Here is a 20788-nt window from a genome sequence, read left to right as displayed (position 1 = left end):
TGCTTCAGCCGTCGTTGCCGGGGCGCGGACGTAGGATCGCCTGGTGGAACTCGCGAACGCCTTGGCGCACAGGGTCGTCGTGCTGGACGGCGGCATGTCGACGGCACTGGAGCAGGCCGGGCACGACCTGTCCGACGCGCTGTGGTCCGGCAGGCTTCTCCTCTCCGATCCCGATGCCGTGCGCGACGCGCACCTGGCGTTCTACCGGGCCGGTGCCGAGGTGGCCATCACCGCGAGCTACCAGGTGACCTTCGAGGGGTTTGCCCGGCACGGCGTCAGCGCCGAGGAGACCGCGCGTCTGCTGCACGCCAGTGTCTCGCTCGCCCGGTCAGCTGCCTCCGATGTGGACGGAGAACGCTGGGTCGCGGCGTCCGTCGGCCCGTACGGGGCGATGCTCGCCGACGGATCGGAGTACCGCGGCAACTACGGGCTCACCAAGCAGGAGCTCGCGGACTTCCACCGGCCTCGCATCGAGACGCTGGTCCAGGCCGGACCGGACGTGCTCGCCGTCGAGACGATTCCCGACGTCGCCGAGGCCGAGGCGGTGCTCGAGGTCGTGCGCGGCAGCGGCGTGCCGACCTGGCTCTCCTACAGCGTTCGCGGCGATCGGACCTGTGCCGGGCAGCCGCTGGAGGAGGCGTTCGCGGTCGCCGCGGGGATCGACGAGGTGATCGCCGTCGGCGTGAACTGCTGCCCGCCGGAGGACGTCGCGAACGCGGTCACCGTCGCGGGCAAGACCGGGCTGCCCGTGGTGGTCTACCCGAACAGCGGCGAGCAGTGGGACGCCCGGGAACGCGCGTGGCGCGGCGACGGCACCGGGTTCGGCGCGCTGGCGGGGGAGTGGACCGGGCGTGGTGCCAGGCTGGTCGGCGGGTGCTGCCGGACCGGTCCGGGCGCCATCGCCGTGCTCGCCGATACCCTAGCCGGCTGAGCAGGCCACGCCGCTGAGCATGAAGGCGGTCGGCGCCACGTTCGGGCCGGTGGTGGCGGCGTTGAACCGCAACGACACCTGCCCTCCGGCACTGATCGAACCGTTGGGGTCCTGGCTCATCGCGAGGACGCCGTCGCCGTACTGGTAGGCGGTCATGCCCCACGTCTCCCGGATGTGCTGACCGCTCGGGAACTTCCAGAACAGCTTCCACTGCGCGATCGGCTTGTCGGTGTTGTTGCGGACGACCAGTTCGGCGTGGAACCCGCCCGGCCACTCCTTGGCCACGCGGTAGGTGACGGCGCAGCCCTTCTTCTCGGCCGGCGGTGTGGTGGTCGTGGTGGTGCCGCCGGCGGGTGGAGGCGGCGGCGGTGGGGGAGCGGCCGTCGGGGTGGTGTCCTGTCCCTTGCACGGCGGGCCCCACAGGCCCAGGCCCGCCTTCGCCGCGGTCTGCTCCGGCTCGGTGAGGACCGGGTCGTCCTTCTCCGCCCGCGCGGCGCCCCGGCTCACCGCGAGGGTGGCGTAATCGCTGCTGGTGTCGTTGGCCAGCCGCAACGTGATGGCGGACTCCGAGGCGCGGCTGTAGCGCACCGGCTTGCCGATCAGGGTTTCCTTCGCGAACTTCAGCGCGCCGGCCGACCAGCACTCTCCCGGTGCGGCGAGTCCGAGCAGCCGCGCCTTCACCCCGTTGGACAGCACCACGGTTCTGGCGTCGACGACATCCTCGACCGTCTCCGGCGGTGGCGGCAGAACGGTGACGTGCTGGGGCGAGGTCGACACGGTCGACGTTGCAGGGGTGTGGGCGGAGCTCGTCGCACACGCGGTGGCCACCAGGAGGACGGCGACCGGCGTGTACAGGATCGGCCGGTGGTGGTCGAACAGTCTCACGAATCCCCCGGTGCGGTACTGGTCACGCCCTGTTCCAGTGGCGGCTGGAGGCGCAGCGTACGACGCGCCGGCGGACGTCGGGAAGCGCTTTCCCGCTTGCGAAGGCCACTTCGTGACAATGAAACGTGCCATTCGACGCCGTTCGAGTCGAACGGCGTCGAATGGCACTGGGACATCAGGTGATCAGTTGTACTGCGCCCGGCAGTGCTGCGGCCGGATCTTCTGCGGTGCCACGCTTTCCAGGGTCGGCACGACCGGCGCGATGGTGCCGTCGCGGTTGAACCGCATCCTGTCGATCGTGGTCTCGCGGTGCATGCCGTCACCGCCGGGAATCGCGAAGCGGTGGTACACGATGTACCAGTCGTCCGTGCCCGGCACCTGCACCATCGAGCTGTGGCCGGTGCCGAGGACGCCGAGCTTCGGGTCCTTGCTGAGGATCAGTCCGCGGTTGGTGAACGGCCCGAGCGGGCTCGGCGCGGTCGCGTACCCGACGCGGTAGTCCTCGCTGCGGGTGTCGTCGATCGACCAGCTCAGGTAGTAGGTTCCCTTGCGCTCCACCATGAACAGGCCCTCGCGGAACCCGTCGAGCCCGGTCAGCCGGGTGATCTTCGCCGGGTCGTACGAGACCATGTCGGGGTTCAGCGGCACGACGTAGGCCTCACCGTTGCCCCAGTAGAGGTACGGCTGGCCGGACTTGTCGATGAACACCGCCGGGTCGATCGCCTGGCCACCGTTGGGGTTCTTCGCCACCAGCGGCTTGCCGGAGTCGACGAACGGCCCGGTCGGCGAGTCGGACACCGCGACACCGATCTTCGCCTCTGCGCAGAAGTAGAAGTAGTACTTGCCGTCGCGTTCGGCGATCGTCGGAGCCCACGCGTTCCTGTCGGCCCAGCTGACGTCGGGGCCGAGGTCGAGGATGACGCCCTCGTCCTTCCAGTCGACGAGGTTCTTCGACGACCACGCGGAGAACTTCGTGCCGCTCCAGCCGTCGAAACCGTCCGTCGTCGCGTAGATGTAGTAGGTGTCCCCGAACGTGATGATGTTCGGGTCGGCGTTCAGGCCCGGCAGCACAGGACTGCGCATGTGGTGTGCCTCGACCGTCCACACACGACGATCGCCCGAGGCGTTGGTCACCATGAACTTCTTGGGCTTGCGCAGGTCGACCGTCCCGGACGGAGTGATCTTCGAGCCGGGGGCGAGACCGAACTTCGGCGCGAGCCTGCGCAGGTCGGTGCCGGGCTTGACCGGCAGCACGACCGTGTTCGCCGCGGAGTCGATCACCGCGGGCACCTTGAGCGAGGCCAGCTCGACGGAGCTGATCATCGTGCTGTTCGACGGCAGCGCGGCGACCTCCGCACCCGACAGGGCGCGGTTGTAGAGCCGGACGTCCTTCATCCTGCCCACGAGGGTCTTGTCCGCGGAGTAGACCGAGCGGCCCAGGTAGTTCGCTGCCGTCACGCCACCGCCGATGTCCGACGGCTTGATCGTGACGTTGGTGTTGCGCGCGACCTCGGCACCGTCGAGGTAGAGCACCTCGGCCCCGTTGCCGACGGTCAGCGTCACGTTCTTCCAGACACCGCGCGGCAACGCCCGGCCGGAGTTCGCCACCTGTTCGGTGGTCCAGTTCCCGCTCGCGATCGCGCCGCGATACGAGTCGCCGGTGCTGAACAGGTATCCGTTGCCGACCCCGTCCGGTGCGGTGTTGCCGAACCCGTAGAGGAAGTACGGCGTCTGCTGCCCGGGATCCACGAGGACGTCCGCGGACATCGTGACCGCCGAAGCTCCGGTCAGCATGTTGTTCGGCAGCTGGACGTACCCGCCGGACAGCGACAGCGCTCCACCGGACCACGACGTCTTGCCCGCGAGCACGCCGTCGTAGCCGTGCCCGGTGGCGTCCTTGGCGACCTGCCCGGACGTGGCGTTGAGCGGCCAGTGCGCGACGAGGCCCTTCGCGTCGGCCTTGACCGGCGCCGGGGGAGCGGTCAGCCGGTTCAGCTCGGCCTGCGTCACCGGGAGAACCGTGCCGTGGCGCGGGGAGGCGGGCAGCCTGGCACCGGTCGACATCGTCCACTTGCCGGACGCGAGGTCGGTCGTCTCGAACGGCACGTAGCCGCGGCCGCCGAACTCGTCGATGAACAGGTACCACTTGTCCTCGGTGTTGGACTTGAAGCCCGTCGGCCCCTCACCCGCCGAGAGTCCCGGGCTGGTCGGGGTGGCCTTGCCGATGCACTCCGCCACGAAGTCGTACGAGGGGTCGAGGAGGTCGGTCGACTTCTCCGCGGTGATGAACTTGCTGCACGGCGTGGTCGACGTGTTGTTCCGCTCGTCCTTGGTGTACCGGTAGTACGTGCCCTTGTCCTCGATGATCGTCGAGTCGATCACGGAGTAACCGGGGTCGATCCACACCTTCGGCGCGCTGAACGTCACGAAGTCACGCGTCGTCGCGTACATCATGCGGTTGTAGCTGTCGCCGGTGTGACCGGGGTCGTTCTCCGCGTAGAGCTTCGAGGCCCAGTAGACGACGTAGGTGCCGCGCTTGGCGTCCCAGAAGGCTTCCGGCGCCCACGTGTTGCCCGCGGTCGGCGGCGACACCTCGACACTGCGCTGACGCGACCAGTTCCTGAGGTCCGTCGACTCCCAGACCATGATCGACCGGCTGCCGCTGCGCTGCGCCGCGTCCCAGCCGCGGCCACCGTTGATCTTCAGGTCGGTGGCCAGCAGGAAGAACTTGTCGCCCTCGGGGGAGCGGAGGATGAACGGGTCGCGCACGCCCAGCTCACCGAGGGTGGACTTGAGGATCGGCTGGCCGTTGTTGACCTCGGTCCAGTCCAGCGGGTTGTTGCCCTTGCTGGCGGCGGCGTAGATCTGCTCGCCGATCGGGCTGCCCTCGCCGGTGAAATAGAAGAAGCTGTAGCCCGCCAGCGGTTCCTTGGCCGGCAGCGGGGCGACCGTGGCCGTCAGCTTCCTCGTCGTGCTTTGGTACCCGCGGCTCACCTTCGCCGTCAGCACGACCTTGGCCGGCTTGGCTCCGGTGGCCGGGCGGGTGACCTCGCCGGTCGGGGTGATCACGGACCGGTCCGACGACGTCCACGTGACGGTGGTGTCGCCGGTGCCGGTGGTGGGCAGGGTCAGGTGTCCGCGAACGTCGTCGATGTTCGGCACGGACAACGCCTCGGCGGCGCTCTTCACCACGGACTCGGCCGCGTTGGCAGGGAGGGGTACCAGCGCGGCCGTCACCGCCAGAACGACGCCGAGGCGACGCAGGGATAACAACATCTTTGTTGTCTGCCTTCCGATTTGCAGGGGGTCAGGCCCTTCTCTTGGTCCACACGTCGTAGGCAACCGCCGCGAGCAGGACCAGTCCCTTCACGAGCATCACTTGCTCACTGGGAGCGCCGATCAGCGACATCCCGTTGTTGATCACGCCCATGATCAGGCCGCCGGTGATGGCGCCGACGACCTTGCCGACACCGCCCTGGACGGCCGCGCCACCGATGAACGCCGCCGCGATGGCGTCGAGCTCGAACGCCGTGCCCGCGGTCGGACCTGCCTGGTTGAGCCGTCCGGCGAAGATGACGCCCGCGAGCGCGGCCAGCGCGCCCATGTTCACGAACACCCAGAACGTGACGGCCTTGACCTTCACGCCGGACAACGTGGCGGCCTGCAGGTTGCCGCCGATCGAGTAGATGTGCCGTCCGAACACGGAGTTGTTGGCCATCAAGGAGTAGCCGAGCGCGAGCGCCGCGAGCAGCACCAGCACCCAGGGCAGGTTGCGGAACCGCGCGAGCTGCACGACGACGGCCATCACGACGACGCCGACACCGACGATCTTGAGCACGAACAGCGGCATCGGTTCGACGGCCTGGCCGTAGCCGAGCCGGGCCGCCCGCTTGCGCCACTGCGACAACGCGAACCCGGCCACGAACAGCAGGCCGGCCAGCAGGCTGACCAGGTCGGCGCCGCCGAGCGGGCCGAGGCCGATGTTGCCGAGGTAGCCGCCGGTGAAACCGTTGGCCAGCGAGCGGATCTCGTCCGGGAACGGCCCGATGCCCTGGTTGCCCAGCGTGGTCAGGGTCAGCGCGCGGAACACGAGCATGCCCGCCAGCGTCACGATGAACGCGGGAATGCCGAAGTACGCGATCCAGTAGCCCTGCGCCGCACCGATGATCGCGCCCGCGAGGAGCGTCAGCAGCACGGCGACCGGCCACGGCAGTCCCCATTGGACGGTCAGCACCGCGCAGATCGCGCCGGTCAGCGCCACCGTCGAGCCGACCGACAGGTCGATGTGCCCGCCGATGATCACCAGGATCATGCCGATCGCCAGGATCAGCACGTAGGAGTTCTGGACGATGATGTTCGAGATGTTCTGCGGCTGCAGCAGCGCGCCGTCCGTCAGCACCGCGAAGAGAACGACGATCAGTGCGAACGCGACGTAGATGCCGGACTGCCGCAGGTTGATGGAGAGCCGGCTCTGGGGAGCCGTCGGTGCGGTGGCCGCTGTGGTCGCGGTCTTCGTGGTCATGAGTTCTGTCCTCGCGTCATGTACTGCATCAGGCGTTCCTGCGTTGCCTCCGCACGGTTCACCTCTCCGGTGATCCGGCCCTCGGACAACGCGTAGATCCGGTCGCACAGGCCCAGCAGCTCCGGCAGCTCGGAGGAGATCACGAGCACGGCCCTGCCCTGCGCGGCGAGGTCGTTGATGATCGAGTAGATCTCGTACTTCGCGCCTACGTCGATGCCGCGCGTCGGCTCGTCGAGGATGAGGACGTCCGGGTCGGTGAACATCCACTTCGCCAGCACGACCTTCTGCTGGTTGCCACCGGAGAGCGTGCCGACCTGGGTCGAGACCGCGGGCGTGCGGATGCCCATCGAGCGGCGGAACCGTTCCGCGACCGAGAACTCCTCGTTCTCGTTCACCCAGCCGTTCTTCGAGAGCTTGCCCAGCGCCGCCGCGGAGACGTTGCGCTGCACGCCCTCGATCAGGTTGAGCCCGTAGCGCTTGCGGTCCTCGCTGACGTACGCGAGCCCGTTGCGGATGGCGGCCTGCACGGTCCGGGTGTCGATCTCCACGCCGTCCTTCACGACCCGGCCGGAGACGCCGACACCGTACGAGCGGCCGAACACGCTCATCGCGAGCTCGGTGCGGCCCGCGCCCATCAGCCCGGCGAGACCGACGATCTCACCGCGCCGCAACGAGATCGTGGCGCGGTCGACGAGGACGCGGTCGGGCTGGGCCGGGCTGTGCACGGTCCAGTCCTCGATGCGCAGCACCTCGTCACCGATGTCCGGGGTGCGCGGCGGGAACCGGTGCTCCAGGTCGCGGCCGACCATGCCCGAGATGATCCGCTCCTCGCTGAGTCCCTTGGCGGGCAGCGTCTCGATGGTCTTGCCGTCGCGCAGCACCGTGACGCTGTCGGCGATCCTGGTGACCTCGTTGAGCTTGTGCGAGATGATCACCGAGGTGATGCCTTCGTCCCGCAGCCCGTCGAGCAGGTCGAGCAGGTGCTGCGAGTCGTCGTCGTTGAGCGCCGCCGTCGGCTCGTCCAGGATCAGCAGGCTGACCTCTTTGGACAGTGCCTTCGCGATCTCGACCAGCTGCTGCTTGCCGACACCGAGGTCGTTGACCGGCGTCGTCGGGTTCTCCCGCAGGCCGACGCGGTCGAGCAGCGCCTGGGCCTCGTGGTTGGTGCGGTTCCAGTCGATGAACCCGCGCCGCGCTCTTTCGTTGCCCAGGAAGAGGTTCTCCGCCACCGAGAGCTGCCCGCACAGCGCCAGCTCCTGGTGGATGATCACGATGCCGCGCCGCTCGCTGTCGCGCACGCCGTGGAAGACGCACGGCTCGCCGTCGAAGACGATTTCGCCGTCGTACGTGCCGTGCGGGTGAACCCCGGACAGCACCTTCATCAGCGTGGACTTGCCGGCGCCGTTCTCTCCGCAGATCGCGTGGATCTCACCGCGCCGCACGCTCAACGAGACGTCGTGCAGCGCGGTGACACCCGCGAACCTCTTGGTGATGCCGCGCATCACCAGGATTTCGTCAGACACGGTTCTTACCTGAGCTGGTCGGCGGTGTAGTAGCCGGAGTCGATCAGCTCTTTCTGGTAGTTCGCCTTGTCGACCGGAACCGGCTGCAGCAGGAACGACGGCACGACCTTGACGCCGTTGTCGTAGTCCTTGGTGTTGTTCACCTCGGGCTTGCCACCCTTGAGCACGGCGTCTGCCATCGTCACGGTGACCTCGGCGAGCTTGCGGGTGTCCTTGTGGATCGTCGAGTACTGCTCACCGGCGATGATCGACTTCACCGACGCGACCTCGGCGTCCTGTCCCGTCACGATCGGGTAGGGCTGGCCGGCCGTGCCGTAGCCGCTGCTCTTGAGCGCCGACAGGATGCCGATCGAGATGCCGTCGTAGGGGGACAGCACGCCGTCGACCTTGGCACCGCCGTAGGTCGAGGTGAGCAGGTCCTCCATGCGCTTCTGCGCGGTGGCCGGGTCCCAGCGCAGGATCGCGACCGTCTTGAAGTCCTTCTGGCCGGACTTCACGACGAGCTTGCCCTGGTCGATGAGCGGCTGCAGGACGGACATGGCACCGTTGAAGAAGAAGGTGGCGTTGTTGTCGTCCGGCGAGCCGGCGAAGAGCTCGATGTTGAACGGTCCTTCACCACGCGTCTTCAGCCCGGCCAGGAGCGAGTTCGCCTGCTCCACGCCGACCTTGAAGTTGTCGAACGTCGCGTAGTAGTCGACGTTCGGGCTCTGCCTGATCAGCCGGTCGTAGGCGATCACCGGGATCTTGGCGTCCGCTGCCTGCTGCAGCTGCGACGTGATCGCGGTGCCGTCGATCGAGGCCACGATCAGGAGCTTGGCGCCCTTGGTGATCTGGTTCTCGATCTGGTTCGCCTGCGTGGGGATGTCGTTCTCCGCGTACTGGAGGTCGACCTTGTAACCCTTGGCTTCCAGGGCCTTCTTGATGTTGTCGCCGTCGTGGATCCATCGTTCCGACGACCGGGTCGGCATGGTGACGCCCACGAGCGCGCCCTCACTCGACCCGCTCTGCTGGTCGATCGTCTTCTGTGCCGAACCGCAGGCCGAGAGGGTGAGCACCAGCGCGGCGGCGGCGATCTGCGGGAACCTCATAGGCGGCGAGTGTTATCGCTAACAACCTGCTCGTCAAGGTCTTGTTAACTCCGAAACCAAATTGATGTTAGCGCTCACAGACTTGGATCGGTCCCACCTGCGGCTTGGCGGGGTTCCTGCTGGTGAGGGCCGCCGCGGCACCAGCCGCGGCGGCCCAGAGCAGTCGCCTGGTCACCCGGCGGTACCGCTCATGATGGCGTTGATCATGCCCTGCTGGGTCACCGCGAGCGTCCGCCGGTCGATCATCCCGAACCCGTACTGGCCGGTGTAGCCGTTGTCCCAGTAGACGGCGGCCGCGCCGTACTTCTTGGCGGTGGCCGCGACGGCGCGCACGTAGTCCGCGCGGTACCTGGGGTTCGCGGAGTCGGCGAACGCCTTGTCGATCGCGCCGTACTCACCGACGACCACGGGGTATCCCTGCGTGACGAACTTGTCGTACATCTTCTTCAACTGCCGGTCGAGATGGTCCTCCTGGCCCCAGGTCGACTTCTTCGCCGGGTTCGTCGACGCCCGGCCCCACTGCGTGATCCTCGTGTTCTCCTCGCCGGCGAAGTCCCACGGGTCGTAGTAGTGGACGGAGATCATGATGCGCTTCTCGTTGCCGGGGATGGACGGGGAGCGGTACCGGTCGGTGGGCACCACGAACCCGTAGTTGCCGGCCGTGTAGTCGATGTTCGTGTTCCAGCCCGGCACGAGCAGCCACCGGGACGGGTTGTTGCCGCCCGCCCTGCGCACGGTGTCCACGAAGATCTGGTTGTAGCTGTTGATGTTCGAGTAGCACGGCTGGGTCGGCGCGCCCCACTGCCCGTCGAAGTTCTCGTTCATCGACTCGAGGATCAGGCGCTGGTCGTAGTTCGCGAACCGGGTCGCGATCTGCTGCCAGACCTTCTGGTACTTGTCCCTGATCGCCGTCTGGTTCGCCGCGTCGCAGATCAGCCAGGCGCCGTTGATGGTCTTGTAGCCGTCGCCGTGCATGTTGATCAGCACCTGCATGCCGCGGTTGTAGGCGTAGTTGACGACTTGCTGGATCCGGTTGAGCCAGGCGGAGTTGATCGTGTAGTTCGGGCCGGGGCCGATGTGGCCGAGGTAGGAGACGGGGATCCGGATGGTCTTGAACCCGGCCGCCTTCACCTTGTCGACGAGGGCCTGCGTGATGGTCGGCTGGCCCCAGGCGGTCTCGCTGGGAATCCCGTTGGAGTTGGCCTCCATCTGGTTGCCCAGGTTCCAGCCCGCGCCCATGTCGGCGACGATGCGTGCCGCGTTCAGCTGGGTCATCGTGTCCGCCGCCGCCTGGTTCGTCAGGCCGGTGACGGACGTGGCGACCGTCAGCAGGACGGCGAGCGAGATGCCGCGGACCTTTCGTCTGTCAAAAGGCATTCCGGCGCTCCTTTCTTCGGCGGCGGTTATTTGTAGGACCTCAGAAAGTGTTTTCCGTGCTGACGGTAGGGCTGATCGCGGGAGGTGGTCAAGCTTTCAACTGATCACCCTTCGGTGCACCGGAGCGCGTTCGACCCGGCGGCTGGAAGACTTTGCGCGGGCGGGGCCAGGCTCCCTTCGGCAGAGTTTCAACGCAACCCGTCCACCTCGTCCTCAATCCGGTGAACTGCGGCTATGTCATCCGATCAGGGCGATTCCGGGATCGTTGGACACCTCGGCTCCGGCGCGGGTTCGGTCGTATTGAGACCTGTGCGGGAAAATCTTCATTTGGGACGGAATTGGTTTGTCGAATCGACTGTCGAACAAAACGAAACCCGCGCGCCCCTGCGGACGCGCGGGTTCGGCAGCCGGAAGTCAGAGCCGCAGTCCCCGGCGCAGTGCGTCGACCTCGTCGGCGAACATCCGGCGCGTGATGGCCGCGCTCTCGATGAACGCGGAGCCGTGGAAGGTGGCGGGGTAGTGGCGCAGCTCGGTCGGCACACCGGCGTGCGCGAGGCGGCGGGCGTATTCGATGCCCTCGTCGCGCAGCGGGTCGTACTGGCAGGTCGTCACGAACGCGGGCGGCAGGCCCGCCAGGTCGGTGGCGCGGGCGGGCGCCGCGTACGGCGAGACGTCGTCGCCGCCCGGTTCGGTACCGAGGTAGCTGGCCCAGCTGAAGATGGCGTTGGGCCGGTTCCACAACGGGGTGTCGACGTAGTCGCGCATCGAGTCCGTGTCCAGCCGGTCGTCCAGCTCGGGAATGCCGAGGTACTGGAAGCAGAGCTCGGGACCGCCGCGGTCACGGGCCAGCAGGGCGGTGCCGGCGCTGAGCCCGCCGCCCGCGCTCTCCCCGCCGACGCCGATCCGCTGGGGGTCGACGCCCAGCTCGTCGGCCTTGGCCGCCACCCACTTCAGGGCGGCGTAGCAGTCCTCGACCGGCGCCGGGAACGGGTGCTCGGGCGCGAGGCGGTAGTCCACCGACACGATGACGATGCCCAGCTCGTCCACCAGCCGCAGCACGATCGCGTGGAACATGTCGAGGTCGCCGAGGACGAAGCCGCCGCCGTGGATGTAGACCAGCCCCGGCACCGCCTCCGTGCGCCCGGCCGGGCTGTAGACGCGCACCGGCACGTCCGGAGCGTCGGAGGGACCGGGCACCGCGGTGTCGCGGACGTCGATCGGGTTGACGGGCTCGTAGGACGGCAGGAGGTCGTTCAGCCGCGACCGCTGGTCCCTCGCGGCCACGAGGGACTCGTAGTCGGTCAACGCGACCGCCGGCAGCATGTCGAGCCAGGGCAGCAGTTCGGGGTCGATGGCGTAGCTCATGCGACGATCCTCGGCTCGGGGCGGCGGCGCGGGCAGCCGACACGTGGCGGGCAATCGGGGTGTCCGGCACGCCAGGTGGCGGGGCCGTTCTGGCGGTCTGACAGTGACCTGCCGGAGGTTATGGTGGCGGGATGAGAGGCCTGCTGCTGAGGTTGTCCGCGCTGGACGCCGACGCCGAGAACGCGGTGCGGGTGATCGGGTTCTTCGATCGGCTGATCACCGAGCGCGCGGGCCTCGACATCCTGGTGCGCAACACGGCCGAGCTCGCCGGGTGCCCGGCCGGCCTGCACGCGCCCGGGAAGGGGCTCTCGCTGCGGGCCGACTCCGGCGCCGCCGTCACCGCGGGGCCGGTGCCCGCCAAGGCGGTGGTGCGGTCGCTCGAAGACGGCGTGGAGGTGTGGGTCGCGCGCGAGGGCGAGCCCGCGCCGTTGGACGACATGCTGCTGGAGCGCTTCGCGATCGCCGCGGCGGTTCTGCTCGAGCACTCCAGCGTCCCGCTGCCCGAGCTGGGTGATCCCGCGCTCGTCGAACTGGTGCTCTCGGAAAGCGTCGGCACCGCGGAACGGTCCCGTGCGCTGCACCTGCTCGGCATCGCGTCGACGAGCCCGTTGCGGGTGCTCGCCGCGACGGGTGAGATCGGCGGGCGGTCGGCGTTGCTGGGCACGGTGCGGGCGGTGCTGGCCACCGAGGTCCCCCAGGTCGACGGGCGGCTCGGGGTGGGGCCGCTGCTGCCCGCCGTCGACGCCGTCAAGTCGTGGCGGGCCGCGCGGACGGCGTTGAGGTTCACCTCGGACAGCGCACCGGTCATGTGGTGGGAGCGGCTGGGCAGCCTCGCGATTCTGGCCGAACAGCTGGAGCCCCCTGACATCGCGGCGCTGCACGACGTGCAGGTGCTCGACCGGCTCGGTGCCGAGCCGGACCTGATCACGGCACTGGAAGCGCTCAGCGCGACCGGGTCGGTGCGCAAGGCGGCGGCCGCGGTGCACCGGCATCACAGCACGATGACCGCACGGTTCGCCCGTGCCGAGTCGATGCTCGGGTTCGAGCTCGACTCGGCGTACGGGCGGTTCAGGCTGTACCTGGCGTTGATGTTGCGGCGGTTGCGGGACAACCCGGAGTGAGCTCCCGGCGGTGCTGCCTGGCCTGCTCGGGCATGTTCCAGCCCAGCACACCGGTCAGCTCGCCGTCGCGATGAAAGCGTGCCACGAAACGACGTTCGGCCAGGCTTCCCTCCACAACGGAGACCTCGGGGCCGATGAAGCCGTGTACGTGGATCTTCGGTGCTGGTGTTCGTGCCGGTGGCCGCCGTCCGCACCGGTGGCCGCTTCGACCTCGTTGGCGCGGCCGGGCTTTCGGTCGCGCTCGTGTGCCTGCTGCTCGGCGTCTCGAAGGCGTCCGAGCTGAGTGGTGGCACGACCGCGGGACTGTTCGTCGCGGCCGGTGTCGTGCTGCTGCTGTGGGGTTGGTGGGAACTGCGGTCATCCCAGCCGTTGGGGGACTTGCGCACCGCGGCCCGTCGCCAGGTCTTGCTGACCAACGTCGCTTCGGCGGTGTTCGCGTTCTCGATGTTCGCGCAGTCGCTGGTGCTGCCGCAGATCCTGCAGCTGCCCTCGTCCACCGGCCACGGGCTCGGGCAGTCGCTGCTCGTCACCGGTGCTGGTGCCGTCCGGGCTGGTCATGATGGCGATGGCGCCGGTGTCGGCACGGATCTCGAACACGCGCGGCCCGCGCGCGACGCTGATGCTGGGCGCCGTCGTGGTCGCTTCTGGTTATGGCGCCGGGATTTTCCTGATGTCCGCGGTGTGGCAGCTAGTCGTGGTGTCAGCGATGATCGGTGCCGGTACCGGTCTCGCGTACGGCGCGATGCCCGCGCTGATCATGGCGGCCGTGCCGGCATCGGACACCGCCGCGGCCAACAGCCTCAACACGTTGATGCGCGCGATCGGCACGTCGATCTCCAGCGCGGTGGCCGGTGTGGTGCTGACGCGGGTGACGATCCCGTTCAGCTTCCGCCTGATCATGGGCCTGGGCGCCGCGACCGCGCTGCTGGCGTGCGCGGTCGCGGCGTGCATCCCTCGGCTCAGCCGAAGAACTCCGTGAGCGCACGGGCGACGGCGTCGGGCTGCTCCTCCGCGAGCCAATGTCCGGCGCCTTCGACCGCGACCACCTTGGAGTCGACCGCGACGTTCGGCAGCGCGGCGACCATCTGCTCGTACGACAGGACGGACGCGAGCCCGAGCACGGGCGGCGTCAGCTTGGCGTACGCCTTGCCGTCCGCGATGTCCTGGTGGAACGCCTTGTACCAGCCGTTGCTCGCCCGGATGGCCTCCGGCGAGTTGTACGCCCGCGCGTAGATCGCCCTGGACCGCTCGTCGATCGCCGCGGGGTTGAACGAGGTGTTCTCGAACATCCAGTCGATCAGGTACCGGAACCGTCCGGCGAGCAACTGTTCCGGCAACGTCTGCACCTGGTTGAACGCGAACCACCACAGGCTGAACTGGCCGGGCGGCGGCAGCATCGGGATGTGGTAATAGCTCTCGTCGGGGTGCAACACGTCCAGCAACGCCACCTTGCGCACGGCGTCGGGGAAGTTGGCCGTGAGGCTGAACGCGACCTGGCTCCCGATGTCGTGCCCGGCGATGTTCGCCTTCTCGTACCCGAGCTTCTTCACGAGCTCGTGGATGTCGGCCGCCATGGTCTTCTTGTCGTAGCCGCCCTGGGGCTTCTCCGACCCGCCCATGCCCCGCAGGTCGACCGCGATGACCCGGAACTTCGTGGCCAGCGCAGGCATGATCTTGTGGTACTCCCACCACGTCTGCGGCCAGCCGGGCAGCAGCACGAGGGGCTCACCGCGCCCGCCCGTCACGTAATGCAGGCGCACTCCGTTGACCTGGGCGTAGTTGTGCCGGAATCCCGGCAGGTCCGCTTCGTGGTTGCTCTCGGCGGACGCGACACCCGTGGCACTCAACGCGGCGATGCCCGCGCCTAAGGCGAACACACTGCGTCTGTTCAACTCTGACATCTCGGTACCCCCATCTACCGCGCCCGGCGCTCGCCGAGCGCGCGTAGAGACTAGGCCGAGATGTCCGGTTCATCGACAGAGCCGGTAGGCCACAGTTGGCCAGTTCGTCCCTTTGACCTCGCGGTCGTCGTCGCGTGCCGGGTCGCGGACGAAGCCGGCGCGTTCGGCGACCTTGCGGGATCCGGTGTTGTCGCGGTGCGTCCACAACCGCAGCTCGTCGACCGGGTGGTTCGCGAAGATCCACGCGACGAACTCCGCGAGTGCCCTGGTGGCCAGTCCGCGTCCGCGTGCCTGCGCCGCGATCAGGTAGGACACGTGGCCGACGCCGTCCGCGAGGTCGACCGCGACGTTGCCGCAGCGCTCACCCGCGTCCTCGACGCAGAACGACGCGGTGGCGGGGTTGGTCCGCAGCCCTTCGATCGCCGCGGCGACCTGTGCCGCGGTGATCGTCGGCGGATCGGTGGTGTAGCGCTGGACCTCCGGATCCCTGGTGGCTTCCGCGTACCAGGCCGCGTCGTCGACGGTCCACTCGCGCAGCCTCATCCGAGCTCCGCCGAGTCCGTCAGCCGCAGCTTGCGCCGCGCCCGCTGGTAGAACGTCGTCATCCCGAGCCGCACCACCCGCGCGGCACCGGGCCTGGCCTTCAACGACACGCGCTCGCCCGGCTCGACGTAGCCCGCGACCATCCCGTCCACCTCGACGGCCAGCCGCCCGCTGGACGGCAGCAGGTCGAGGTCCACGTCGTCGTGCACCGACAGCACCACCCCGCGGCTGTAGGCGGAGTGCGGTGCGGCCGGGGTGACCAGCACCGCCTCGACGGACGGGCTCGTGATCGGACCGCCCGCGGAGAAGCTGTACGCGGTCGAGCCGGTCGGGGTGGCCACGATGACCGCGTCCGCCGCGTAGCTGACGAACGGCTGACCCGCCACGCGCACCGCCACCCGCGCGCTGCCCTCGCCGGGGATGCGGACGACGGCGATGTCGTTGAACGCCGTGACCTTGCCGCCGCTGAACACCGCGTCGACGGCCAGGCGGGGCTCGACGGTGAACTCGCGGGCGTCGATCGCGCTCAGCGCCGCGGGCAGGTCGGGGATGTCCACCTCGGCCAGGAAACCGAGTTTGCCCAGGTTGACGCCCAGGACCGGGGCGCGCTCGCCGTCGGCCAGGCGCATCGCCCGCAGCATCGTGCCGTCGCCGCCGAGGCTCACGACCAGGTCGGCGCGGCGGCCCAGCTCCTCCGCGGAGACCGGGGTGGCCTCGCAGCGCAGTCGCTGGATCTCGTCGGAGATGCCGAGGATCTCGACGCCGCGCTTGGCCGCCCAGCCGAGGACCGCCTCGACGGCGGCGGCGGAGTCTCGTTGCGGGTGCAGCACCAGGCCGGCGGCGTGCACGTCAGCACTTCCTCGATGAGGTCACGACGCCAGTTTGCCGAATTCCCACGGGTCGTGTGCGCTGAAGAGCGTGACCTCGTCGGCGTGGTCGCGCGCGAGGATCCTCAGCCGGGCCTGCGTGTCGATCCTCTTGTCGTGATCGACCTCGGAGCTGGTCTGCACGATGTCGAGCAAGGGGTGTGGTTCGGGGTTTTCGTCCAGTTCGCGGTGGTAGTAGTAGGCGTCGCCGCAGTGCAGGAGCCACTTGCTGCCGTCGTGCACGGCGATGCCCGCGTGCCCGGCGGTGTGGCCGCCCATCGGGACGAGCTTGATCTCCGGCGGGAGACCGGTCGGCTGGATCGCCGTGAAGCCGAACCACGGGTCGCCTGTGGACTCGTAGGTGCGCCACTGTGGACCGTGGGCCCAATGGGCAGGGCGGTAGCGCCGGCTCGGGGCTTCCCCCATGGCCGCACGGAGTTCGGCCTCCAGCAGGTGGACCGTGGCGTCGGGGAAGTCCGGCAGGCCTCCGCAGTGGTCGACGTCGAGGTGCGTGACGAGGACGTGCCTGACGTCGGACGGTGAGAAGCCGAGGCGCTCCACCTGCCGGATGGCCGTTTCGTCCTCGTTCAACGCCGGCGCGGCCATCTCCACCCACGCCGGGTCGAGGGTCTCGTGCGGCCGGCGGACGTCGTCCAGGCCGAGTCCGGTTTCGACGAGAACCAGCTCGTTGTCGGTCTCTACCAGCAGACAGTGGTTCACCGCCGGAGTGCTCGGCAGGCCTTCGCAGGTGGGATCGATCTCGCGGACGGAACCGCAGTTCAGGTGGTGGATCTTCATGGGGTCGAGCTTGCGACTTGAACCGCGGTTCAAGTCAAGGCCTCGGCCGATCGGCTGATGTGGACGCTGCCGAACCGGCCGATCGGCGTGCGGGGATGACCTTGAGGAGGAGTCCGGAGTGGTCGCGCGTTCCTAGGTTTGGCCACATGACCATCCTGCTAGCTGATCCGGTCGTGCGCGCCGTTCGCGTGCTCGACAACGGTGATCCGTTGGTACCACTGATCTTCGCGCCTGACGTGCTGGTGAGGCAGGGGCTCGCGCTGCGGCTCGTCGAGGCGCGCAACGCGCTGCCGTCCGGTGTGGACCTGCGGGTGGTCGAGGGGCACCGCAGCGTCGCCGACCAGAACGCGATCATCGAGCGGTACACCGACGAGCTGCGGGAGCTCCACCCGTCGGCCGATGCCGTCGAGCTGAGCCGGCTGTCGAGCCGGTTCGTGGCACCGCTGGCCGTCGCGCCGCACGTCGCGGGCGCGGCCGTGGACCTGACGCTGGTCGACTCGTGGGGCGACGAGCTGTGGATGGGCACCGAGATCGACGCCACGCCGGAGCAGAGCGGCGGCGCGTGCTTCTTCAACGCCGAGGTGGACCCGGAGGCACGGCGCAACCGGACCGTGCTGGCCGACGCGTTGAGCGGTGCGGGCCTGGTCAACTATCCGACCGAGTGGTGGCACTGGTCCTACGGCGACCGCTACTGGGCCCTGCTGACCGGGGCCGACCACGCCGTCTACGGACCAGTGGAGGTGCCGGCGTGGGCGCGCTCGTGACGAGCCTCCGCCAGGCCGCCGCCGAGCCGTCGCTGTCGGTGGACCTGGGGGCGGTCGCGGCCAACACCCGGCGGTTCGTGTCGCTGGCGCGCGGCGAGGTCATGGCCGTGGTCAAGGCGGACGGGTTCGGGCACGGGCTCGGTGACGTCGCGCGGACGGCGGTCGCGGCCGGCGCGACGTGGATCGGCGTCACGTCGCTGGCCGAGGCGGTGGCGGTGCGGGAGTCCGGTGTGGACGTTCCGGTGCTGAGCTGGCTGAACCCGGTGGACGCCGACGTCCGCACGGCGGTGCGGTACGGGATCGACCTGAGCGTGCCGAGCCTGCACCACCTGGCGGTGATCGAGCAGGCCGGGCCGGTCCGGGTGCACCTGCAGCTCGACACCGGCATGGCACGCGACGGCGCCTCGCCGGACTCGTGGCTGGCGTTGATGTCCGCGGCCCGGCGCGCGGAACTGGCCGGGAAGATCTCGGTCGTCGGGGTGATGGGGCACCTGCCGTGCGCGGACACGCCGGGGGCCAACGCGACCGGCCGGCGGGCGTTGCTGCGTGGCGTGGAGATGGCCCGTCAGGCGGGGTTGCGGCCTGCGGTCCGGCACCTGGCCGCCACGAGCGCCGCGTTGACGGATCCCAGCTCTCACCTGGACGTGGTCCGGATCGGCGCGGGTCTGGTGGGGATCGATCCGTCCGGGACCACCCGGCTGCGGTCCGCGTTGCGGCTCACGGCGCCGGTGGTGCAGGTGCGGCGGGTCGAGGCCGGTTCCGGGGTGGGGTACGGGCATTCGTACGTGACCGAGCGCGCGACCACGCTGGCGCTGCTGCCCGTCGGGTACGCGGACGGGCTCCCGCGGGCGGCTTCCGGGCGGGCCGAGGTGTTTCTGGGCGGGCGCAGGAGGCCGGTCGCCGGAGTGATCTCGATGGACCAGGTCGTGGTCGACGTCGGGGACGACGCCGTGGCGCCCGGCGACGAGGCGGTGGTGTTCGGGGCGGGGAACGACGGCGAGCCGACGGTGGAGGACTGGGCTCGGTGGGCGGGGACGATCCCGCACGAAATCGTGACCGGCATCGGGGCGCGGGTGCGGCGAAACGTTCGTTGACTGTCTCTATAGCTTCAGTGTCGACAAAAACCAAGTCTGAGGTGTTGTGGCGTTGAGGAGAATCAGGGTCGCCGTCATCGGCGGCGGACAGAACTGCGAGCACGACGTGTCGGTGGCGTCGGCGGCGTCCGTGCGGGCGGCGTTGGATCCGGCGAGGTACGAGGCCGTGCCGCTCACCATCGGCCGGGACGGCAGGTGGTCCGGGCCGGACGGTCAGGTGCTCGGCACGCTGAACTCGCGCAGCCTCGCCGGCTCGCTCGACGTGCTGGCGACGTGCGACGTCGTGTTGCCGCTGATCCACGGACCATTGGGTGAGGACGGCACACTGGCCGGCCTGTGTGAACTGGCCGGGGTGCCTTACGTGGGCTCACCGCTGCGGGCCGGTGCGCTCGCGATGGACAAGTGGGCCACCAAGCTCGTCGCCGAGGCGGTCGGGGTGCGCACGGCGAGGGGCAGGCTGGTCACGGATGCGTCCACTGTGGACTTCACCGGTCCTGTCGTGGTGAAGCCGGTGGCGGCGGGGTCGAGTTTCGGGGTGCGGCTCGTCGAGCACGAGGCGGACCTCGAACCCGCCGTCCGCCAGGCGCTGGAGCTGGACGACCGGGTGCTCGTCGAGGAGGTGCTGGAGGGCCGCGAGATCGACATCGCGGTGCTCGACGACCCGGACGAGGGCCGCCGGACCGGGCCACCGCTGGAGATCGCGGTGCCGGGTCTCTTCGACACCACGGTGAAGTACGACGGCAGCGCGACGTTCGTGATCCCGGCTCCGCTGGACGACACGGAGCTCAAGGCCCTGGAGGACTCCGCGTTGCGGGTCTACGAGGCGCTCGGGTGCCGCGGGCTGGCTCGGGTCGACTTCTTCCTGACGAACGACGGCCTGGTGCTCAACGAGGTCAACACCATGCCCGGCATGACGGCGGAGTCGCAGGTGCCCAAGATGTTCGCGGCCGCCGGACTGTCCTATTCGGACCTGCTGGACAAGCTCGTCAGGGGAGCGATGCGGTGAAGCGCATCGCCGGGTTGGACGTGTTGCGCGGCATCGCGATTCTGCTCGTGATGCTGAGGCACGCGTTCCCGGACGTGTTCCCCGGTGCCGGTGTGGTCGGCGTGGTCGTGTTCTTCACGGTGAGCGGCTACCTGATCACCGGCGTGCTGAGCCGCGAGCTCGGCACCAGGGGACGCGTCGACTTCAAGCGGTTCTACCTGCGCCGCGCGCGCAGGCTGCTGCCGGCACTGCTCGCTCTGCTGGGGGTGTTCGTGCTGGTCACGCTCGTGTTCGACCCGCTGGGCGAACGTGACAAGCTGCTCAAGACGGCGATCGTGCTGGTCACGTTCACCGGCAACCTGCCGATCAGCGGGGTGAGCCCGGCGGCGTTCCACAGCTGGACGCTCGCCACCGAGGAGCAGTTCTACCTGCTGTGGCCTGCTTTGCTGGCGTTCGCGTGGGCGCGCAACAAGGTCGGCGCGGCGCTGGCCGTCACGGCACTGGCGGCGCTCGCGGCCTGCACAGCGACCCTCGTCTGGCTGTGGCCGCACGCCGACAACGCCTACGCGCTGCCGACGTCGTGGTTCGTGTGCTTCGTGGTCGGCGCGGCGACGAGGCTCAGGGGGTCTGCGGTGCCGCGCTGGGCGGTGCCGGTCGCGCTCACCGGCCTGGCGGTGTTGTCGGTGGTCCCGTTGCGGGGCCACGCGCTGACGTACCTGGTGGCGGGTCCGGCGATCGCGGCCTGCACCGCGGTGTTGCTGCTGTCCTGGTCGAAGTGGGAACGGGTGGCGACGCCGATCCGCCCGCTGGTGGCGCTGGGAGTGCTCTCCTACGGCGCCTACCTGTGGAACTACCCGCTGACCCTGTGGCTGCGACCGGAGCTGGGCGGCGCCGCCGGGCCGATCGCGGCGGTGCTCACGATCGTGGCGGCGGCGCTCAGCTGGCGTTACGTGGAGGAACCGGTCATGCGGCGAGGTGGCCGTTCCCCAGCTCCAGCCACCCCTTCTTGAGCTGTTCGAAGAATG

At 69.2% G+C, this 20788-nt stretch carries 18 protein-coding genes; 7 read left to right on the top strand and 11 right to left on the bottom strand.

Annotation, left to right across the window (positions count from 1 at the left end; genetic code table 11):
* Nucleotides 1–43: 43 nt before the first annotated feature.
* The gene (gene mmuM, locus C8D87_RS03650) at nt 44–931 is read left to right on the top strand and encodes a homocysteine S-methyltransferase (protein WP_267899828.1); all 888 of its coding nucleotides are present in this window, start codon (nt 44–46) and stop codon (nt 929–931) included.
* Here the strand turns inward: mmuM and C8D87_RS03645 are convergent.
* The 7 genes from C8D87_RS03645 to C8D87_RS03615 form a co-directional block, all read right to left on the bottom strand.
* Entirely contained in the window at nt 920–1816 is an 897-nt protein-coding gene (locus C8D87_RS03645) for a cellulose binding domain-containing protein (protein ID WP_112225517.1), read from the bottom strand. The genes mmuM and C8D87_RS03645 overlap by 12 nt on opposite strands.
* 183 nt (nt 1817–1999) lie before the next feature.
* The gene (locus C8D87_RS03640) at nt 2000–5092 is read right to left on the bottom strand and encodes a family 43 glycosylhydrolase (protein WP_109639560.1); all 3093 of its coding nucleotides are present in this window, start codon (nt 5090–5092) and stop codon (nt 2000–2002) included.
* Nucleotides 5093–5123: 31 nt separating this feature from the next.
* A complete protein-coding gene (gene mmsB, locus C8D87_RS03635) occupies nt 5124–6338 on the bottom strand; it encodes a multiple monosaccharide ABC transporter permease (RefSeq protein WP_112225516.1) in 1215 nt (404 codons plus the stop codon).
* On the bottom strand, nt 6335–7840 hold the full coding sequence (mmsA, locus tag C8D87_RS03630) for a multiple monosaccharide ABC transporter ATP-binding protein (RefSeq protein ID WP_112226245.1): 1506 nt from the start codon (nt 7838–7840) through the stop codon (nt 6335–6337). Before mmsA ends, mmsB begins: the two co-directional genes overlap by 4 nt.
* A gap of 26 nt (nt 7841–7866) precedes the next feature.
* Nucleotides 7867–8949, bottom strand: a complete 1083-nt coding sequence (chvE, locus tag C8D87_RS03625; RefSeq protein WP_109639558.1) for a multiple monosaccharide ABC transporter substrate-binding protein — start codon at nt 8947–8949, stop codon at nt 7867–7869.
* Between the two features lie 171 nt (nt 8950–9120).
* Complete coding sequence (locus C8D87_RS03620) at nt 9121–10326, bottom strand: glycoside hydrolase family 5 protein (RefSeq protein WP_112225515.1); 1206 nt, start codon at nt 10324–10326, stop codon at nt 9121–9123.
* Nucleotides 10327–10740: 414 nt separating this feature from the next.
* A complete protein-coding gene (locus tag C8D87_RS03615) occupies nt 10741–11691 on the bottom strand; it encodes an alpha/beta hydrolase (RefSeq protein WP_112225514.1) in 951 nt (316 codons plus the stop codon).
* Between the two features lie 131 nt (nt 11692–11822).
* On the opposite strand from C8D87_RS03615, the gene C8D87_RS03610 reads away from it, so the two are divergent.
* On the top strand, nt 11823–12812 hold the full coding sequence (locus C8D87_RS03610) for a helix-turn-helix domain-containing protein (RefSeq protein WP_112225513.1): 990 nt from the start codon (nt 11823–11825) through the stop codon (nt 12810–12812).
* Nucleotides 12813–13344: 532 nt separating this feature from the next.
* Nucleotides 13345–13791: an MFS transporter gene (locus C8D87_RS48825; protein ID WP_325049617.1), complete on the top strand. Its 447-nt coding sequence runs from the start codon at nt 13345–13347 to the stop codon at nt 13789–13791.
* On the opposite strand, the gene C8D87_RS03600 is transcribed toward C8D87_RS48825, so the two are convergent.
* From C8D87_RS03600 to C8D87_RS03585, 4 genes are all read right to left on the bottom strand, one after another.
* Complete coding sequence (locus C8D87_RS03600) at nt 13772–14713, bottom strand: alpha/beta fold hydrolase (protein ID WP_112225512.1); 942 nt, start codon at nt 14711–14713, stop codon at nt 13772–13774. The genes C8D87_RS48825 and C8D87_RS03600 overlap by 20 nt on opposite strands.
* 69 nt (nt 14714–14782) lie before the next feature.
* On the bottom strand, nt 14783–15256 hold the full coding sequence (locus tag C8D87_RS03595) for a GNAT family N-acetyltransferase (RefSeq protein WP_112225511.1): 474 nt from the start codon (nt 15254–15256) through the stop codon (nt 14783–14785).
* Complete coding sequence (locus C8D87_RS03590) at nt 15253–16104, bottom strand: NAD(+)/NADH kinase (RefSeq protein WP_112225510.1); 852 nt, start codon at nt 16102–16104, stop codon at nt 15253–15255. Before C8D87_RS03590 ends, C8D87_RS03595 begins: the two co-directional genes overlap by 4 nt.
* 21 nt (nt 16105–16125) lie before the next feature.
* Nucleotides 16126–16920: an MBL fold metallo-hydrolase gene (locus C8D87_RS03585; protein ID WP_112225509.1), complete on the bottom strand. Its 795-nt coding sequence runs from the start codon at nt 16918–16920 to the stop codon at nt 16126–16128.
* A 146-nt stretch (nt 16921–17066) separates the two neighbouring features.
* Here C8D87_RS03585 and C8D87_RS03580 point away from each other — a divergent pair, with 146 nt between their 5' ends.
* The 4 genes from C8D87_RS03580 to C8D87_RS03565 are packed head-to-tail and all read left to right on the top strand — an operon-like array spanning nt 17067 to nt 20773.
* Entirely contained in the window at nt 17067–17684 is a 618-nt protein-coding gene (locus C8D87_RS03580) for a M15 family metallopeptidase (RefSeq protein ID WP_112225508.1), read from the top strand.
* Nucleotides 17669–18778 carry an alanine racemase gene (gene alr, locus C8D87_RS03575; protein WP_233441881.1) on the top strand — a complete coding sequence of 370 codons (1110 nt, stop codon included), beginning with the start codon at nt 17669–17671 and terminating at the stop codon, nt 18776–18778. The genes C8D87_RS03580 and alr overlap by 16 nt, the downstream gene beginning before the upstream one ends.
* A 52-nt stretch (nt 18779–18830) precedes the next feature.
* Nucleotides 18831–19784, top strand: a complete 954-nt coding sequence (locus tag C8D87_RS03570) for a D-alanine--D-alanine ligase family protein (RefSeq protein ID WP_233441880.1) — start codon at nt 18831–18833, stop codon at nt 19782–19784.
* A complete protein-coding gene (locus C8D87_RS03565; RefSeq protein ID WP_215732149.1) occupies nt 19781–20773 on the top strand; it encodes an acyltransferase family protein in 993 nt (330 codons plus the stop codon). The genes C8D87_RS03570 and C8D87_RS03565 overlap by 4 nt, the downstream gene beginning before the upstream one ends.
* The last annotated feature ends 15 nt before the right edge of the window (nt 20774–20788 follow it).

The sequence above is a fragment of the Lentzea atacamensis genome, assembly GCF_003269295.1.
Taxonomy (GTDB): domain Bacteria; phylum Actinomycetota; class Actinomycetes; order Mycobacteriales; family Pseudonocardiaceae; genus Lentzea; species Lentzea atacamensis.
The sequence above is the reverse complement of the archived record's forward strand: the minus strand, read 5'-3'. Positions and strand labels throughout refer to the sequence as shown.

Bases quoted from the DNA above. Each gene is read 5' to 3' on its own strand.
- mmsB (WP_112225516.1), bottom strand. From the start codon at position 6,338: ATGACCACGAAGACCGCGACCACAGCGGCCACCGCACCGACGGCTCCC.
- C8D87_RS03580 (WP_112225508.1), top strand. From the start codon at position 17,067: ATGACCATCCTGCTAGCTGATCCGGTCGTGCGCGCCGTTCGCGTGCTC.
- C8D87_RS03610 (WP_112225513.1), top strand. From the start codon at position 11,823: ATGAGAGGCCTGCTGCTGAGGTTGTCCGCGCTGGACGCCGACGCCGAG.
- C8D87_RS03620 (WP_112225515.1), bottom strand. From the start codon at position 10,326: ATGCCTTTTGACAGACGAAAGGTCCGCGGCATCTCGCTCGCCGTCCTG.
- C8D87_RS03640 (WP_109639560.1), bottom strand. From the start codon at position 5,092: ATGTTGTTATCCCTGCGTCGCCTCGGCGTCGTTCTGGCGGTGACGGCC.
- C8D87_RS03615 (WP_112225514.1), bottom strand. From the start codon at position 11,691: ATGAGCTACGCCATCGACCCCGAACTGCTGCCCTGGCTCGACATGCTG.
- C8D87_RS03595 (WP_112225511.1), bottom strand. From the start codon at position 15,256: ATGAGGCTGCGCGAGTGGACCGTCGACGACGCGGCCTGGTACGCGGAA.
- mmsA (WP_112226245.1), bottom strand. From the start codon at position 7,840: ATGCGCGGCATCACCAAGAGGTTCGCGGGTGTCACCGCGCTGCACGAC.
- C8D87_RS03600 (WP_112225512.1), bottom strand. From the start codon at position 14,713: ATGTCAGAGTTGAACAGACGCAGTGTGTTCGCCTTAGGCGCGGGCATC.
- chvE (WP_109639558.1), bottom strand. From the start codon at position 8,949: ATGAGGTTCCCGCAGATCGCCGCCGCCGCGCTGGTGCTCACCCTCTCG.
- C8D87_RS03585 (WP_112225509.1), bottom strand. From the start codon at position 16,920: ATGAAGATCCACCACCTGAACTGCGGTTCCGTCCGCGAGATCGATCCC.